This window comes from Trujillonella endophytica (assembly GCF_900110555.1).
Taxonomy (GTDB): Bacteria; Actinomycetota; Actinomycetes; order Mycobacteriales; family Geodermatophilaceae; genus Trujillonella; species Trujillonella endophytica.
Window position 1 is genome coordinate 218,339 of record NZ_FOEE01000004.1, and the last position, 16,680, is coordinate 235,018.

Here is a 16,680-nt window from a genome sequence, read left to right on the forward strand (position 1 = left end):
GGACGCTGCCGGATGAGTAGCGTCCCCCTCGATGAGCGAGACAACGAGCGCCGGTGACGTAGCAAGCCCCGACGTCGCCCTGCGCTACCCCGGTGGAGAACTGCCCCTGCCCGTCGTCCCCTCCACCGAGGGTGCCGACGGCTTCGACACGAGCAAGCTGCTGGCCACGACCGGCCGCGTCGCCCTCGACATCGGCTTCGTCAACACGGCGGCCTGCACGTCGGCCATCACCTATATCGACGGCGACGCCGGCATCCTGCGTTACCGCGGCTACCCGATCGACCAGCTCGCCGGGAAGGCCAGCTTCCTGGAGGTCAGCTACCTGCTGATCAACGGCGAGCTGCCCACGGCCGACCAGCTGGCGACCTTCGACCAGAGCATCCGGCGGCACACGCTGCTGCACGAGGACCTCAAGCAGTTCTTCAAGGGGTTCCCGCTCGACGCGCACCCGATGCCGGTGCTCTCGTCGGCGGTCAGCGCGCTGTCGACCTTCTACCAGGACTCGCTGGACCCCTTCGACGAGGAGCAGGTGGAGATCTCCACCCTGCGCCTGCTGGCGAAGCTGCCGACGATCGCGGCCTACGCCTACAAGAAGTCGGTCGGGCAGCCGTTCCTGTACCCGGACAACTCCCTGGGCCTGGTCGAGAACTTCCTCCGGATGACCTTCGGCTTCCCGGCCGAGCCCTACGAGGTCGACCCGGAGCTGGCCAAGGCGCTGGACATGCTGTTCGTCCTGCATGCCGACCACGAGCAGAACTGCTCGACCTCGACGGTCCGGCTGGTCGGCTCCTCGCACGCCAACCTCTTCGCCTCGGTCTCCGCCGGCATCAACGCGCTGTTCGGCCCGCTGCACGGCGGCGCCAACCAGTCGGTGCTGGAGATGCTCGAGGACATCCAGGCCGACGGCGGCGACATCAAGCGCTTCGTCGAGCGGGTCAAGAACAAGGAGCCCGGCGTCAAGCTGATGGGCTTCGGCCACCGGGTCTACAAGAACTACGACCCCCGCGCCGCCATCGTGAAGCAGACCGCCGACAGCGTGCTGGACAAGCTGGGCGGCAACAGCCAGCTGCTGGACCTGGCCCGCCAGCTCGAGGAGATCGCCCTCTCCGACGACTACTTCGTGCAGCGCAAGCTCTATCCGAACGTCGACTTCTACACCGGGCTGATCTACCGGGCGATGGGCTTCCCGACCCGGATGTTCACCGTCCTCTTCGCCCTGGGTCGGCTGCCCGGGTGGATCGCGCAGTGGCGCGAGATGATCGGCGACCCCAGCACCAAGATCGGACGTCCCCGCCAGCTCTACACCGGCCCCACCGAGCGCGCGTTCGTCGAGCTCGGCGACCGCTGACGGGTCCGCACGTGTCCGAGCCGCCCGGGGAGGTCATCGTCCTGCCGCCGCTGCCGCTGGCGACGGGGCAGGTCCTCCCCGGCGGCGAGGGCGCCGCCGACGCGGCGCGGCGGATCACCGAGGTCGCGCTCGTCGTCCGCACGGAGGACGGCGCCGAGCACCGCGTCGTCCTCGTCGAACAGCACGGCGCCTGGTGGGCGCCGGCCCAGCCGCGGTGGACGACGTCCCCCGACAGGTCCACCGATCGGGCGACACCGGCCGGAAACCACCCTCACCCGGAGGGGTGAGCCGCACTCCCCCGCCCCTCCGGGCACCCGCCCGTCCCGTCGATACGACGGCGAGGCCGCTGCACAGCAGCGCGCCGGCCACGTAGGACGAGACCGCCGGGGGACGCGCAGTGCCTGCACCACGCACGCCCGCCTCCCGGGGTCCCCGAACTCCGGCCCGGTCCGCCGGGGCCCGGGGCGCCGTGGCCCGTCCCACCACGACGCGCACCCCGATGACCGCGCAGGAAGCCGCGGCCATCCGGGCCCTGCTCGCCGCCCGCGCCGCCGCCGGGCAGCAGGCCTCCGCCCGCCCCGCTCCCGGTCCGCGGAAGCCCTCCGGCAGCCGGTCCACCACCACCCGCCGCACGCCCTCGGGCACCCGCTCGTCGTCGGCCCGGCGCCCGGCCGCGCGGTCGGCGAAGCGCCGGCCCTCCCGCCCGTCCGCCTGGCAGCGCCTCGTCTCGGGCTCGGACGCGCAGCGGTGGAAGCGCCGGGCGCTCGTCGTCGCCCTGGGCGTCGTCCTCCCGGTCCTCGCCGGCACCCTCTCCCCCACCCCGCCCGCCCCGGCGACCGCCGCGGCGTCGGACCCCACCGGCGTGGCCGTGGCCACCCGTCAGGGCCTCGCCGACGCCGCCGCCCGCTACCGGCAGCTGCAGCAGGACCTCGCCGGACGCCGCGACGCGCTGGCCCGCGCCGAAGCCGCCGAGGCGCAGGCGCGCGCTGCCACCGCGACCGCGCAGGCCGCCGTGGGCGAGCTCGCCGCCGACCTCTACCGCCGGACGCCCGGGCAGCGCATGCCCCTCGTCGGGCTGGACGCCGACGATCCCGGGGCGGCCGCCGACGTGCTGTGGCTGCAGGGGATCGCCGAACACACCCAGGAACAGAACTCCGTGGACGTCGTCCGGGCCGCCCGCGCGCAGCAGGCCGTCACCGCGGCCGCCACGGCCACCCGCGCCGCGCGCCTCGCCGTCGACAGTGCGCTGGCCGAGTCCCGGACCCTGCTGGCCGAGGTCCGCAGGCAGGTCTCGGGGCTCGCGCCGGCGACGACCGCCCAGCTGGCCGCACTCGGCGCCGTCCCGGCCGCGGCGGAGCAGCAGGAGCGCAACCAGCAGGCGCTGCGGCGCTGGCAGGACCAGCTCGGCGCCCTCGCGCTGGCCGGCATCCAGCCGCCGACCGCCGCGGAGCTGGCCGACCCCGCCGCGCTGCCGCCCGGGTTCTCCCCCGCGCTCGACGGCACCGGCACGCCCGTCCCCGGTGTGGCGCTGGCCGTCGTCGGCAACCGGCCGGTCACCGTTCTGCCCGCGGAGACCGTCGCCGCCGTCAGCATCGCCTTCGCCCAGCTCGGCCGCCCCTACCTGGCGGGCGGCACGGGCCCCGACGCCTACGACTGCGGCGGCCTCACCACCGCCGCCTGGATGCAGGCGGGCTACGGCCTGCCTGCCGCGGCGACCGACCAGTGGGCCACCGGCGCGCCGGTCCCGGTCTCGCAGTTGCAGGTCGGGGACCTCGTGTTCGCCGACGGCGGCGCCGACGTGGGCATCTACGTCGGCGAGGGCCAGGTGCTCGGTTCCTCGGCCGCCGGCTGGTCGGTCGGCGTCCGGGTGATGGCCGGCGCGAGCGGTGCGATCCGGGTGACCCTGCCGGCTCCGGCCGCGGCGAACCCGGCGCTTCCCGCCGCGGTCTCCGGCAACGGGGCCTGCGGCGCGCCGCCGTCACCCGTCGGTCCGGTGAGCCCCGCGTGGGGCGGGTTCGGCAACGGCCGGATCCCCGCCGCGGCGCTGTGCGCGATCGGCGAGTTCCACGCCCTGCGCTGCGACGCCGCCGCCGGCTACGCCGCGCTGGCCGACGCCTTCGCCGAGGCCTTCGACCGTCCGCTGTGCATCACCGACTCCTACCGGTCCTTCGGCGCGCAGGTCTCCGCGTTCCGGGCCAAGCCGCGGCTGGCCGCCGTCCCGGGCACGTCCAACCACGGCTGGGCCCTGGCGGTGGACCTCTGCGGCGGCATCAACCGCAGCGGCAGCGCCGAGTGGCGGTGGATGTCGGCCAACGCCGGCCGCTTTGGATTCGTGCAGCCCGACTGGGCAGGTCCGGCCGGCGAGAAGCCGGAGCCGTGGCACTGGGAGTTCGGCCACCTGCTCGACTCCTAGGTGCAACTTCGCGCTTCTGCCCCGGGCAGAAGCGCGAAGTTGCCCCGGGCAGAAGCGCGAAGTTGCACCGGGCAGAAGCGCGAGATTGCACCGGGACCTCGGGGGCTTCAGAGCCAGGGCAGGGTGGGCAGCGCGCGCAGTGGCAGCCGGAGGCAGGGCTCCCCCGTCGACTCGGCCAGCCGCGCCGCGACGCCGGCCACCGCGCCCGCCACGGGGCGACCGGGCGTGAGCACCACCTGCATGTCCGGCATCGCCAGGCCGGCACCGGCCACCCGGTCGAGCACCCGCTCGGGCGCGGCGAACGGCGCCGAGGCGAGCAGCGGAACGGCCGGGTGCGACCACAGCGCCACCGGGCCCTCGACCCGCAGCTCGGTCTCCACCGCCGCCGACCGCGCCGTCGCCGCCGCACGGAGCCGGGCCGCGGCCGCAGGGTCGGTCGACGGCGCCGGCGTCCAGGGCAGCGCGACGTCGTCCCGGCGGACGACGACGCGCCAGCCCAGCGCGACCCGCCGCCCGTCGGCCCAGTCCAGGACGGCGACGCCGTCGGCCGCGGCCGAGGCGTCCGGCACGGGCCGGTGGGCCACCCACGAGCAGAGGGCGGCCGCGAGCGCGCCGGGCGTCGGGCGGACCCCCGCCGCGGTCATGTCCTCGGCCAGATCCCGCAGCGGGGTCCGGAGCGTCCGCTCGTCCTCCCGCACGACCACCACGGGGCCGTCCACGCGGTCGTCGGCGAGCACCACCCGCAGCCGCGGGGTGGCGAGGTCGGGCAGCACCTCGAGCGCGACGTCCCGCAGGTCCGCGGGGTCGACGGGAACAGGGCGGAGCCGGTGCAGCAGGCTCCCGGCCGACCGGCCGAAGCGCGGATCGGTCACCGGGGAACCCCGGCCAGCACCGACCGCAGCGCCTCGGGCAGCTCCGGCAGGGCCAGCACGCTGTCCAGTTCGATCGCCGAGAGGCGCACGGGCAGCACGTCGTCGTCCCATCCGGCGACCCGGCGCACGCGGGCGGCGGGATCGGGCCAGACGGCGTCGCGGGCCATCGCCACGTGCAGTTCGGTGAGGACGTCGGCCAGGTGGATCGCCGCGACGGGGTGCACCTCGTCGGCGGCCAGCCCGACCCGGACGGCGGCGGCGAGGGCGGCGCGGGCCGGGGCTGCCAGCCAGTACGGCACGAGCACCCCCGGCGTCGGGTCACCGGCGGCGAGGGCGCTCAGGTCGAACTCCCCGGAGACGTCCCCGGCGCCCTGCGGCGGAGGGGGCAGGCGGTCACGGTGGAGATATCGGCAGTCCGGGGCGGGGTCGGACCCTGACGGGCGCCTCCGAACGCGGCGATCCCGCCCCGCCCCGCCGTCCCCCGGGCAGAAGAGCGGAATTGCCCCGGGGCAGAAGCGCGAAATTGCCCGGGAACGGGCGGGGACGGCGCCGGCCCCGGCTCGCGAGGCGAACCGGGGCCGGAGGGGGCGAGCGTCTGCGACTAGTCGACGAGCTCGGCCAGCTGGGCCTTGAGCGCACGCTCGACCCGGTCGGCGTGCACGTTCATGTTGCGCACCGAGGTGCCCAGGTCGGCCGAGAGCTGGGTCTTGGTCAGCCCGCCCCACGTCGTCAGGTACCAGGTGGCCCAGCCCAGCACGTTCGGCTGGCCGGCCCGCTGCTCGCGGCGGGCGGTCGGGTCGGGCGCGCAGGCGGCGGTCAGGGCGTGGGACAGCAGGGTCTGCTCGGCCTCGCCCATGATCTCGTCGGGCGCCTCGTGGCTGTCGGGGATGAGGATCTCGGCGGCGTCGGGCGCGCCGTCCAGCGACTGCAGGTTGCGCAGCCCGTTGAGGGTGGCGACCGTCTGCGAGTTGCGCCGCAGGGTGGCCACGCTCTGCCCCATGTAGGCGGCGAGCTCCTTCTCCGAGGGCCGCCGCTGGTGCTCGGCGAGGAAGGCCGCGACGGCCTTCTGCTGCTTGTTCTCCGTGTCGGCGGCGGTGCGCCCGTGGGCGGCGCGCCCCAGGTCGTGTACCCACTTCGACAGCTGGGTGGCGAGGAACGCGCCGAACGGCACGGACTTGCTCTCGTCGAACTGCCCGACGGCCTTGAGGATCCACTCGTAGACCTGCTGGGTGAGGTCGTCGGAGTCGGGCAGGTGCATCCGGATGGTGCTCATGTTGCGCTGCAGGCGCTTGAGGCTGACCGGGGCGTAGTGCCGGCACAGCTCGTCGAGGAAGGACGGCGGCAGGTCGCGGGGGGCGCGGCGGCGGACGTCGGTCTCGGCGCGCAGGCCCACGGTCGTGATGCCGCGGCCGGCGCACCAGGCGCGCACCCAGTCGGCGAGCACGGAGCCCTGGCCGGGGTCGCCGTCGACGCGGTACAGCCCCTCGCCGGAGTCGAAGCTGACGGCGACCCGGTCGGGCAGGGCGGCCCGGAACTCCTCCAGCGGCAGTTCGCGGTCGACGCGGAAGTGGACCCGGTCGCGCGGGGTGATCGGGACCCGGGCGAAGCCCTCGGCCTCGGGGATCCCCCCGAAGACCAGGGGCTGGCGGACGCGGGCGGCGGGGTCGACGGCGGTCGAACCGGTGGGACTGGTCACGGATGCTCCAGGCGAGGCGTCGGGGAAGAGGTGCTTCGCGGCGGGCGGGTCAGGAGAGGGCGTACTCGGCGGCGCGGGGGGCAGGGACGTCGGCGCCGACCCCGAGGCTGGCCATCAGGCCGGCGGCGGCGGCGCGCTCGACGGGGCCCGGCTCGGCGGAGTAGACCGGCATGTGGTCGTACAGCGAGGTGAACAGCTCGCTGACGAACGCGTAGGCCGCCTGCGCCTGCGGCGAGAAGCGAGCCACGCCGGCGCGCGGGCCGAGCTCGACACCCACGGTGACGCGCACGGTGCGCTCGTCCTTGCCCAGCCCGCTCACCGAGACGGCGACGTCGGGATGCGCGGCCGCCAGGGCGGCCAGGCCGGCCAGGCAGCGGCGGGCCGACCCGCGCCGGGGGCGCAGGGCGACGTACACGACGACCGTGTCCGCCTCCTCGGCCGCATCGGCTGCGAGGAGAGCATCGGTGTCCGACGCCTCGAGGACCTCGTCGGACGAGGTCGTCAGGTCGACGGTCCCGGCCGTGACGGCCGGGTCTGCGCTGCGGTACATGGAATCGCCCCCTTGTCGTGCTTGGGGGCAACTCTGGCGGACGACGACGGCGACACGGGAACAACACTCGCTGTGCCAACGCCATCGTGCGGGGTGCACTTCGGCAGTTCTTGCCTGTGTCGTGGCACCGAGCACGCCCAGCCGCCTCGTCGTGGGCAACTATCACCAAACGACGAGGGGCCGGGCCGTGCACATCCGTCAGGTCGCGGGGGCCTCCGGAGCCCTCGCGGCGCTCCCCTCGGCCGGCGAGGCCGACGCGGCCGGCGCGAAGGCGGCCAGCGCACCCAGGGTGTCGGCGGTGACCTGCGCCGCGAGGAGGTTGGCCTCGGCGATCTGCCGGTAGACCTCCTCGCGATGGATGGTCACCTCGCGGGGCGCCTTGAAGCCCAGCCGGACGGTGCCGCCGCGCACCTCGACGACGTGCACCTCGATGTCGTCTCCGATGCGGATCGTCTCGCCGACGCTGCGGGTCAAGGTGAGCATGTGAACCCCTCCATGGGTTGTCGTGGCCTCCGTGGCGCCCCGCCGTGCGGGGGTCTCTGTCGTTATCGGCGCAGTGGCCGCCGGATGGGATGTGCGCTGTCGTTCAGGACCACCTGCGTGGCCCGCCAGGTGGCCGGGTTGATCACGACCGGTGCCCGCAGGTTGGCCGTGGCGGCCGCCGGCCCCTCCGCGGGAACCGTCACGAGACAGAACAGCTGCGCCTCCGCCGGGTCGGTCAGGCCGAGGTCGGCGCAGACCGACCGCGGCAACTCGGGCGCGTAGTCCGGGAAGTACCGGGCCGGGGCGATGGCCAGGAACCGCGGACCTTCGGCGTCGAGCGACTGCAGCCAGTAGAGGAGCCCGTCGCCGTCCGCCGTGACGAGCACGTAGTCACGGTGGTCGGGGAAGCCGGGCACCGGCTGGACCATGCCCAGCAGGGGCATCGTCGCGACGGGGGCGAGCGTCACGCGGTGCCTCCCTGCCGGTCGCGGGCGGGGGCGGTGGGCGCCGAGGGGCGGGCGGCGGTCACCGGAGGTAGTCCACGAGCGAGGGCTGGATGGCCTTGGCGGTCGCCGACAGCGCCGCCTCGTAGCCGACCTTCGTCAGGTTCAGTTCCATGATCGTCCGGGGCAGGTCGATCTCCTCGACCTCGCTGAGCTGGCTCTTGAGCGTCAGCTGCCGGTCCAGGTTGATCTGCTTGGCCGACTCCATCCGGGCCGACCGGCTGCCGATGTCGGCCGCTGCGGTGAGCAGCCGGTTGATCGCGACGTCGAGGTCGGCGAGGTCGGTGTCCAGGTCGCCGGCGCCGGCCGGGGTCCTGACGTGGGCGGCCAGGTCACCGACGAGGGCGAACAGGTCCCGGCCGTCGGCCGGGTCGCCGAAGGCCTCCAGGCCGGTGATGTCGACGCGGATCTGCTCGGTGTCCGACACCCGCCGCAGCTGGCCGACCGGGATGCCCGAGGCGGGGTCCGCGACCGGCACGCCGACGAACGTGCCATCCGCGTCGTAGGCCGCCTTTCCGGCGGTCGCGCCACCGAAGACGGGCCGGCCGTTCACGGTCTGGTTCGCGACCCCGATCATGCTCTCGCGCAGCGACGCCAGCTCCGTGGCGATGGCCGTGCGCGAGGCGTCGGACATGGCGCCGCCGTTGAGGCCCTGGACGGCGAGGTCCCGCACGCGCCGGACCTGCGTCAGCATCGTCTCGAGCGAGGAGTCGGAGGAGGCCAGCCAGCCCGTGCCGTCGGAGATGTTGCGGGCCTGCTGGGTGACGGCGCTCGTGTCCTGGCGGACCTGCATCGCCCGGTTGGTGCCCGTGGGCGAGTCCGACGGCGCGCTGATGAGCCGGCCGGACGTGAGCTGCTGCTGCAGCTTCGAGACCCGGTCGAGGTTCTGGTTGAGCCCGAGGAGGCTCGTCTGGGCGATGGCCCGCTGGGTGACGCGCATCGGTCAGGTCACCGCCCCACGATGCCGGTGCTGCGGATGAGCGTCTCGAGCGCCTCGTCGATCGCGGTGACCATGCGGGCCGCCGCCGAGTAGGCGTGCTGGAACGACATCATGTTGGTCATCTCCTCGTCGAGGTTGACGCCGGAGACGCTCTCGCGGGCGGCGTCGACCTGGTCCCGGACCACCGTCTGGACGGCCAGGTCGCGCTTCGCGACGCCGGAGACCACACCGAGGCCGACGATCATCTCCCGGTACGCGGCGTCCACTCCGCCGGGATCCAGGCTGAGCTCGTACATGGCGTCGGCGTTGTTGCCGTTGGCGGAGGGCGTGACGCCGTCCGGGCCGACGCCGGCGGCGGCGATCCGGTCCGGGCTGGTCACCCGAACGGTCAGGTTGGCGGCGGTGATCGTGCCGGCGCCGGTGGGCGTTCCGAGCAGCGGCCCGCCGGGCGCGCCGGTGAGGTCGAAGCCCGCGGCGTGCTGGGTGTTGAGCGTGCCGGCCAGGCTCTGCGCGAAGGTGTCCAGCCCGCCCAGGTACTGCGGGATCAGGTCGCCGAGCACCGCGAGCTGTCCCTCGGCCGTGCCGCCGACCTGCAGCCGGGACCCGCCGGGCAGCATCACCAGGCGGGGCTTGTCCGCGGTCGCGCCGGCCGAGCCCGTGGCCCCGTCCAGCCGCACGGCGGTCGCGACGTTGCCGTTGACCAGGGTGCTGCCCCCGACGGAGACGACGACGGTGCCGTCCTCCCCGGCGGTCGAGGTCGCGCCGACGCTGGCCGCGAGGGAGGAGACCAGCTTGTCCCGCTCGTCGGCGAGTTCGTTGGCGGGGAGCCCGCCGTTCGTGGCGAGCTGGATCTTCTGGTTGAGGTCGGCGATCGACGTGGCGGTCGTGTTCACGTCGTGGACGAGGGTCTGCAGGGCGTCGCGGGTGTCCTCCCACTGCTTGTCCAGGGAGGTGGCCGTGCTGCGGACTCCCGCCGCCAGCGTCTGGAGGCGCTCGATCACCTGGCCGCGCGCCGCCGAGACCAGCGGCGTGTTGGCCACGTCGCTGAAGCCGGCCCAGACGTCGGCGAGCATGCTCTGGATGCCGGTGTCGCCGGGCTCCCGGAAGGCGCTCTCGATCGACGCGAGAGCGCTGCTGGTCACGGTCAGCCGGGCGCTGTTCGCCGACTCCAGCCGGCCCCGGGCCTCGAGGAAGGCGTCGCGGATGCGGATGACGTTGTTGGAGTCGACGCCGGACCCGATGCCGTCGCTCACGGCGTGGATGGCCGGCGTCACCGCGCCGTTCAGGGCGGTGAGCTCCACCCGCTGGCGGGAGTAGCCGTCGGTGTTGACGTTCGCGATGTTCTGACCGGTGACGTCCATGCCGCGCTGGGCGGCCCAGAGGGCCGTCGTGGCCCGGCTCAGTCCGCTGAAAGTACTCACAGGGCTCCGTCCAAGGTGACCGCGCGGTTCGAGCCCGCGGTGGCGCGACCCGTCGCGCCGTAGGTGCCCACCGCGGGCGCGCGCTCGGACAGCAGCGCCTCGTCCAGGGCGGCCAGTCCGCCCTCGATCAGCTCGCGGTTGCTCTCGGAGAGGGCCCGCAGCTCGGTGACCAGCAGCAGGAGACCCTCGTGGTGCTTGCCGAACAGGTCGTTCCACGGCGCCGGCGCCGCCTCGGCCACGTGCCGCAGCGAGGGGTTGGCGTCCAGGCCGAGCTTCACCGCGATGGCCTCGGTGACGGCGGCCCGCTCGACCTCGAGCGTGCGCAGCTGGTCGAGGACCACCTCGATCTCGTGCGCGATGCGGGCCAGCCAGCGGGTCTTGCCGGAGACGATCAGGTACTGCTTCTCCTCCGCCTTGAACAGCAGCAGATCCAGCAGCTCCTGCTCGCGCCAGAGCAATGTCGACAGGTGTTGGTAGTCCACGTCCCCACCGCCTCCCTCGTCCGTCGCGGGCGCCAGCGGCCCACGTGCTTCGCAGACGAGGCTTCGGCATCCGGCGAACAACCCTCAAGCCGAGGGGCGCACGTTGTCAGATCTTCGCCGTCGGCCGGTGGTGCCGATCACCGCCGCACGTGCCGAGAAGGAGATCGTGCGAGCAGCCCGATCTCCGGCGAACGAGCGAGCCCCGGCCGCCCCCTCCTCCCGATCGCCCGGGGCGGTGGACGCCCTGGTGACCGAACACCTCCCGCTGTGTTCGTTCGCCGTCAACGCGGTCGCCTCCCGCATCTCCCTGCCCTCCCACGTCAGCCGCGAGGACCTGCTGTCGTGCGCGAAGGTGGCCCTGGTGGAGGTCGCGCGGCGGTTCGACCCCGGCGCCGGCGCGACCTTCGCCACCTATGCCCTGCCGCGCCTGCAGGGCGCGGTGCTCGACGAGCTGCGCTCCGGTGACTGGGCGAGCCGCTCGGTCCGGGCAGCGGCCCGCCGCACCGACGCGGCCGCCGACGCGCTGACGATCACCCTGGGCCGTCCCCCGACGCGCGAGGAGCTCGCCGAGAGCCTCGGGGTGCGCCGCGGGGACCTCGACAACCTCCAGGTCGACGTCCACCGCGCGGTCATGGTCAGCATCGACGCCGAGACCGGCGCCGAGGGCTCGGGCGGCCTCGACCTGCCCGACCCCGGCGAGTCGCCCGAGCGGGCCGTGCTGCGCGTCGAGCGGGCCCGGTACCTCCAGCAGGCGATCCGGGAGCTGCCCGACCGGCTCGACGAGGTCGTCGAGCGGAATTTCTTCGGCGGCGAATCGCTCACCGAGATCGCCGAGGACCTCGGCGTGACGCTCTCCCGGGTCTCGCAGATGCGGGCCCGCGCGCTGACGCTCCTGCACGCGGCGATGAGCGAGGTGTGGGAGGGCCGGAGCGTTCCGGCCGACGGCGGGGTCCGGGCCCGCAACCAGCAGCGCTCCTACGTCGACCGTGTCGCCGCGCGGAACGCGCCGCCGGCCTCGGTCCCGGTCGCCGTCCCCTCCCCCCGCCCGGCATGGGTGACCGCCCAGCGCTACGGCGTCTCCCGGCCCGCCTGACGCGGCCCGGCCACGACCGTTCCGTCCGAACCCCACCGCAGGAGTACAGCCCCGTGGAACGACATGACCTGCTGGCGCAGCTGCACCAGCTGATCCAGCCGCGCAACTACCTCGAGATCGGCGTGGACACCGGGCAGAGCCTCGGCCTCTCCCGGGTACCGAGCATCGGCATCGACCCGGCCTTCCACATCACCGAGGTGCTGGACACCGACGTCCAGCTGGTCCGGTCGACCAGCGACGACTACTTCCGGGACAACAACCCGACGGAGCGGCTGGGCGGCCACGCGATCGACCTGGCCTTCATCGACGGCATGCACTGGGCCGAGTACGCCCTCCGCGACTTCATCTACGTCGAGTCCTACACCGCCGCCACGAGCGTCGTCGTCATCGACGACGCGCTGCCCCGGAACGTCGCCGAGGCGGCCCGTGACCGCTACACCGCCGCGTGGACCGGCGACGTGTTCAAGGTGACCCGCGCGCTCCGGCGGCTGCGGCCCGACCTCGTCGTGCTCGAGGTGGACACCGAGCCCACCGGCACCCTCGTGGTGCTGCTCCCCGACGCGAGCTCGTCCGTCCTGGTCCAGAAGTACCCGGGACTGGAGGCCTCGATGACCGGCGCCACCGACCCGCAGGCCGTCCCCGACCGCGTCCTGCGGCGCACCGAGGCGGTGGATCCGGCACTCCTGCTCGACTGCACGTGGTGGGACACGCTCGTGCGCGAGCGCCGGGGCGATCTCCCTCCGGGCTCGCTGGCGGCCACGCTCGCCGGTCAGGACTGGGCGGCTCTGCGGCCCATCGGCCGGGAGCTGGCCTCCGCCGCTCCCGCCGCCGGCCGCTGACCGCTACCGCCGGGCCGATCCCAGAGAAGAGGTCGTCGACCATGAAGGTCCTGATGATGAACGCGGGCCACCTCGGCTCGGACTACTACCGGGTCAACGAGCCCGTCCGGGTCGTGCACGAGGCCGGGCTGGGCGTGGACGTGACCGTCAGCCGGGGCCTGGCGACGACCATGCGTCCCACCGGTGGGAACGAGCCGGTGGTGGACGACGTCGATGCCCAGGGCGCCGACGTCGTGGTGCTCCAGCTCCCCAAGACCGCGCAGATGCTGCAGTGCATCCACGTGCTCCAGGCCCAGGGTGTCGCCGTCGTCGTCGAGATGGACGACCTGCTGACGGGAGTCGCGTACGGCTCCGCCGGCTACGACGCCCTGGTCCGCAAGGGCATGGGGCGCCAGGCGCTGGAGTGCGCGCGGGCCGCCGATCTCGTGACGACGACGACGCCCGCGCTCCTGGCGGAGTACGCGCCGCACGGTCGCGGGGTGGTGATCCCCAACGCGATCCCGCGCCGCGTCGCCGAGCTGCCGCCGGCCTACGAGCGCGACCCCGAGGTGGTCACCGTCGGCTGGGCGGGCAGCGTGGCCGGGCACCCCTACGACCTGCAGGAGATGGGGTCCGGGCTCCAGCAGGCGCTGGACCGGACCCGCGACCGGAGCCGCTTCGTCGTCCTGGGTCAGAAGTGGGACGTCCAGGACCGGCTCCGCCTGTCGGAGGACCCGCCGGAGATCCCGTGGATCGACGACGTCGACGCGTACACGACCCTCATCGGCGACGTGTTCGACGTCGGGATCGCGCCGCTGCGGATCGACCGGTTCAACACCTGCAAGAGCTGGCTGAAGAACCTGGAGTACGCCGCGCGGGGCGTCTACTGCGTCCGCTCGCCGAGCGCCGAGTACGAGCGCCTGGGCCTGGGCCGGCGCGCCCGTGCACCCAAGGACTGGGCCAAGGCCCTCACCGTGGCGATCGAGGACCCCGAGCGGCGCCGCGAGCAGGCAGCGCGGGACCGTGCCGTGGTCCTCGACCGCCACCTCACCGAGTACACCGCCGGGAGCTGGGTGGCTGCCTGGCAGCGGGCCGCCGAGAACCGCGACCTGGCCCGGCGCAAGGGCGCGTAGCGACCCGACGGGGTGACAACGGCGGGAATTTGTCCGCCGTTCGGCTCAAGACCCGGCCGACCCCAGCCGTAACACCAACTGCAAGCCCCGCAGCACGGATGCAGCGGGTTCACCGAAAGCCCCGATTCCACGGAGGAACACCATGGGCATGAGCGTCAACACCAACGTCGCGGCACTGAACTCGTACCGCAACCTGTCGGTGACCAACGACCAGATGAGCAAGTCGCTGGAGCGCCTCTCCTCCGGCTTCCGCATCAACCGCGCTGCCGACGACGCTGCGGGCCTGGCCATCTCCGAGGGCCTCCGCTCGCAGATCGGTGGCATGAAGCAGGCCGTCCGCAACACCCAGGACGGCATCTCGGTCGTGCAGACCGCCGAGGGCGCGCTGGGTACCACCACCAGCATCCTGCAGCGCATGCGCGACCTGTCGGTCCAGGCGTCCAACGCGGGCAGCCTGAACGACAGCGCGAAGGCGAACATCCAGAAGGAGGTCAGCCAGCTCAAGGAGGAGCTGACCCGCATCGCCTCGACCACGAACTTCAACGGCACGAAGCTGCTCGACGGCTCGTACTCCGGGGTGTTCCAGGTCGGTGCCGACGCCGGCCAGTCGATCACGGTCGGCATCGGTTCGGTCGGCAAGGGCATGGACGCCGCGGGTCTGGCCGTCGACGGCGTCGACGTCACCGGCGTCGGCAAGTTCGCGGCCTCCTCGGCCGCCGCTGCCGGCAAGGTCAGCGTCGGCACCGCCGCCGCGAGCAACGCCAACGCCACCCTCACCTTCACCCAGATCGCCGCCGACGCGGGCGTCAACGACTTCTCCGGCGCCAGCGGCTCGGTGAAGGCGTTCTCGCAGATCACCGGCACGATCAGCTTCGGCGGCAAGACGTTCGACCTGTCGAGCGTCGACTACTCGGGCGTCACCGGTGCCAACCCCACGGCGCTGGCCACCAACTCGCTCGCCGCCCTCAACAAGGCCGCCAAGACGGCCTTCGGCCTGGACAGCACCGCCACGGACCCGTTCACGGCCGCGGCCGGCGCGCTGACCTTCACCACCCCGCTGAACGTCGCCGGCTACACCGACGCCGACGGCGCACTCAGCGGCACGGCGGCGGACCTCTCCAAGGCCACGCCGGTCTTCTCGGCCGGCTCGGGCGCCACCCAGGCCATCAAGAGCATCGACGCCGCCCTCCAGACGGTGTCGAGCATCCGCGCCGACCTGGGTGCCAAGCAGAACCGGTTCGAGCACACGATCAACAACCTGAACGTCGCCGTGGAGAACACGACGGCCTCGGAGTCGCGGATCCGTGACACGGACATGGCCCAGGAGATGACCAACTTCACCCGCACCCAGATCCTGACCCAGGCCGGCACCTCCATGCTGGCCCAGGCCAACCAGGCGTCGCAGGGCATCCTGCGGCTGCTGGGCTGATCTGACGCAGCACCACTGAGCACCACCCGGTGAGGGGGGAGGCCCCGGCCTCCCCCCTCACTGCTCGTCTCGCGACCGCCGGCCCGACCGGCGGAGAACCGGAGGTACCCCCCATGGCAGGCATGAGCATCAGTGGGCTCGCGTCCAACCTGGACACCTCCACGATCATCTCCCAGCTCATGCAGCTGGAGGCGCTCCCGCAGACGCTGCTCAAGACGAAGCTCACGGACGCGAAGGCCGACGCCTCGGCCTACCGCACCGTGAACAGCGTCGTCAGCACCCTGCAGTCGGCCGCCGAGAACCTGACCAAGGCGGCCACCTGGGCCCCGGTCAAGGCCACCAGCTCCAGCACCTCGGTGTCTGCGAGCGCGACCGCCGGCGCCGCCACCGGGCAGGTCAGCTTCCGCGTCGACAACCTGGCCGCCAACCACGTCCTCATCTCCAGCGCGGACTGGACGCCGTCGGCGTCCGCCATGACGCTGACCGTCGCCGACGCGGACGCCGACAGCGCGCCCACGCCGATCGAGATCCCCGAGAACGCCACGCTCGAGCAGACCGTCACGGCGATCAACGCCGCCAAGGCCGGCGTCACCGCCACGGCCGTCAGCACCGGCACCGGCTTCCGGCTCCAGCTGACCTCGACCACCTCCGGCACCGACGGCGAGTTCACCGTCAGCGGCGGTCCGGCGATGTCGCTGTTCACGCAGGCGGCGGACGCGAAGCTCACCGTCGGCGCCGGCGGCCCCTACGAGTACGCCGTCACGTCCACCAGCAACACCTTCACCGACCTCATGCCGGGCACCACCTTCACGGTCGGCAAGAAGGCGGAGTCGGCCACCGACACCGTGACCGTGACCGTCGGCAGCGACCCGGCCGCCCTGACGTCCGCCGTCCAGGCGCTGGTCACCGCCGCCAACAACGCCATCTCCAACATCAACACCTACGCGGACAACAGCGCGGGCAGCACCGCCGTGCTGCGCGGTGACAGCTCCCTGCGCGCCCTCGCCGGTCAGATCGCCGACGCGGTGGCCTACGCGGTCGGCGAGGACGGCTCGGCCGCCGTCGCCGGCCTGCAGCTCACCCGCGACGGGAAGATCACCTTCGACGCGACCGCGTTCGGCGACGCCCTCAAGGCCGACCCCGCCAAGGCGCAGCGACTGCTGAACGGATCCGGCGCGGACGACACCGCCGTCCCCGGTGTGGCGCAGCGCCTGCTCGCGGTCGCGAAGTCGGCCACCGACGCCACGACCGGCACGCTGGTGAACCTGGCCTCCGGCAAGGACTCCCAGGCGACCGACCTGCAGACGCGGATCGACGACTGGGACATCCGGCTCCAGATGCGCCAGGCGACGCTGACGTCCCAGTTCACGGCCATGGAGTCGGCACTCAGCAAGCTCAGCAGTCAGTCGACCTGGCTCACCCAGCAGCTCGGTTCGCTGCCCAGCTGGTCGTCGTCGAGCTGACCGCAGGAACCGCCGGAGTCCATGCCGGCGCCCCCT

General features: G+C 73.5%; 17 protein-coding genes. 8 read left to right on the plus strand and 9 right to left on the minus strand.

Annotated features, from left to right (window positions below):
• Positions 1-31 precede the first annotated feature (31 nt).
• From BMY88_RS08445 to BMY88_RS24635, 3 genes are all read left to right on the plus strand, one after another.
• Positions 32-1,348, plus strand: coding sequence for a citrate synthase (locus tag BMY88_RS08445; RefSeq protein ID WP_091942091.1), 1,317 nt, complete (start codon positions 32-34; stop codon positions 1,346-1,348).
• Between the two features lie 11 nt (positions 1,349-1,359).
• Positions 1,360-1,635, plus strand: a complete 276-nt coding sequence (locus BMY88_RS08450; protein WP_091942093.1) for a hypothetical protein — start codon at positions 1,360-1,362, stop codon at positions 1,633-1,635.
• A 212-nt stretch (positions 1,636-1,847) separates the two neighbouring features.
• The gene (locus tag BMY88_RS24635; protein ID WP_091942095.1) at positions 1,848-3,761 is read left to right on the plus strand and encodes an NlpC/P60 family protein; all 1,914 of its coding nucleotides are present in this window, start codon (positions 1,848-1,850) and stop codon (positions 3,759-3,761) included.
• A 107-nt stretch (positions 3,762-3,868) separates the two neighbouring features.
• Here BMY88_RS24635 and BMY88_RS08460 read toward each other — a convergent pair whose 3' ends face one another.
• The 9 genes from BMY88_RS08460 to BMY88_RS08500 all read right to left on the minus strand — a co-directional run bounded on the left by BMY88_RS08460 (position 3,869) and on the right by BMY88_RS08500 (position 10,708).
• Positions 3,869-4,633 (minus strand): hypothetical protein, encoded by a 765-nt coding sequence (locus tag BMY88_RS08460; protein WP_091942097.1) that lies wholly within the window; start codon positions 4,631-4,633, stop codon positions 3,869-3,871.
• Entirely contained in the window at positions 4,630-4,932 is a 303-nt protein-coding gene (locus BMY88_RS08465; RefSeq protein ID WP_244524539.1) for a hypothetical protein, read from the minus strand. Before BMY88_RS08465 ends, BMY88_RS08460 begins: the two co-directional genes overlap by 4 nt.
• 302 nt (positions 4,933-5,234) lie before the next feature.
• The gene (locus BMY88_RS08470; RefSeq protein WP_091942099.1) at positions 5,235-6,329 is read right to left on the minus strand and encodes a sigma-70 family RNA polymerase sigma factor; all 1,095 of its coding nucleotides are present in this window, start codon (positions 6,327-6,329) and stop codon (positions 5,235-5,237) included.
• A 49-nt stretch (positions 6,330-6,378) separates the two neighbouring features.
• On the minus strand, positions 6,379-6,879 hold the full coding sequence (locus BMY88_RS08475) for a hypothetical protein (RefSeq protein WP_211435560.1): 501 nt from the start codon (positions 6,877-6,879) through the stop codon (positions 6,379-6,381).
• A 198-nt stretch (positions 6,880-7,077) separates the two neighbouring features.
• The gene (csrA, locus tag BMY88_RS24855; protein ID WP_091942101.1) at positions 7,078-7,362 is read right to left on the minus strand and encodes a carbon storage regulator CsrA; all 285 of its coding nucleotides are present in this window, start codon (positions 7,360-7,362) and stop codon (positions 7,078-7,080) included.
• A 62-nt stretch (positions 7,363-7,424) separates the two neighbouring features.
• A complete protein-coding gene (gene fliW, locus BMY88_RS08485) occupies positions 7,425-7,829 on the minus strand; it encodes a flagellar assembly protein FliW (protein ID WP_091942103.1) in 405 nt (134 codons plus the stop codon).
• 58 nt (positions 7,830-7,887) lie between these two features.
• Positions 7,888-8,805 carry a flagellin N-terminal helical domain-containing protein gene (locus tag BMY88_RS08490; protein WP_091942105.1) on the minus strand — a complete coding sequence of 306 codons (918 nt, stop codon included), beginning with the start codon at positions 8,803-8,805 and terminating at the stop codon, positions 7,888-7,890.
• An 8-nt stretch (positions 8,806-8,813) separates the two neighbouring features.
• Positions 8,814-10,226, minus strand: a complete 1,413-nt coding sequence (flgK, locus tag BMY88_RS08495; protein ID WP_091942107.1) for a flagellar hook-associated protein FlgK — start codon at positions 10,224-10,226, stop codon at positions 8,814-8,816.
• Positions 10,223-10,708 carry a flagellar protein FlgN gene (locus BMY88_RS08500; RefSeq protein ID WP_091942109.1) on the minus strand — a complete coding sequence of 162 codons (486 nt, stop codon included), beginning with the start codon at positions 10,706-10,708 and terminating at the stop codon, positions 10,223-10,225. Before BMY88_RS08500 ends, flgK begins: the two co-directional genes overlap by 4 nt.
• 247 nt (positions 10,709-10,955) lie before the next feature.
• On the opposite strand from BMY88_RS08500, the gene BMY88_RS08505 reads away from it, so the two are divergent.
• From BMY88_RS08505 to fliD, 5 genes are all read left to right on the plus strand, one after another.
• Positions 10,956-11,801: a sigma-70 family RNA polymerase sigma factor gene (locus BMY88_RS08505; protein ID WP_244524540.1), complete on the plus strand. Its 846-nt coding sequence runs from the start codon at positions 10,956-10,958 to the stop codon at positions 11,799-11,801.
• A 53-nt stretch (positions 11,802-11,854) separates the two neighbouring features.
• The gene (locus tag BMY88_RS08510) at positions 11,855-12,640 is read left to right on the plus strand and encodes a class I SAM-dependent methyltransferase (protein ID WP_091942113.1); all 786 of its coding nucleotides are present in this window, start codon (positions 11,855-11,857) and stop codon (positions 12,638-12,640) included.
• Positions 12,641-12,681: 41 nt separating this feature from the next.
• Positions 12,682-13,752, plus strand: coding sequence for a glycosyltransferase family protein (locus BMY88_RS08515; protein ID WP_091942115.1), 1,071 nt, complete (start codon positions 12,682-12,684; stop codon positions 13,750-13,752).
• Between the two features lie 148 nt (positions 13,753-13,900).
• Entirely contained in the window at positions 13,901-15,181 is a 1,281-nt protein-coding gene (locus BMY88_RS24645) for a flagellin N-terminal helical domain-containing protein (protein WP_280138706.1), read from the plus strand.
• Between the two features lie 122 nt (positions 15,182-15,303).
• Positions 15,304-16,644 (plus strand): flagellar filament capping protein FliD, encoded by a 1,341-nt coding sequence (fliD, locus tag BMY88_RS08525; RefSeq protein ID WP_170861017.1) that lies wholly within the window; start codon positions 15,304-15,306, stop codon positions 16,642-16,644.
• Positions 16,645-16,680: the final 36 nt, after the last annotated feature.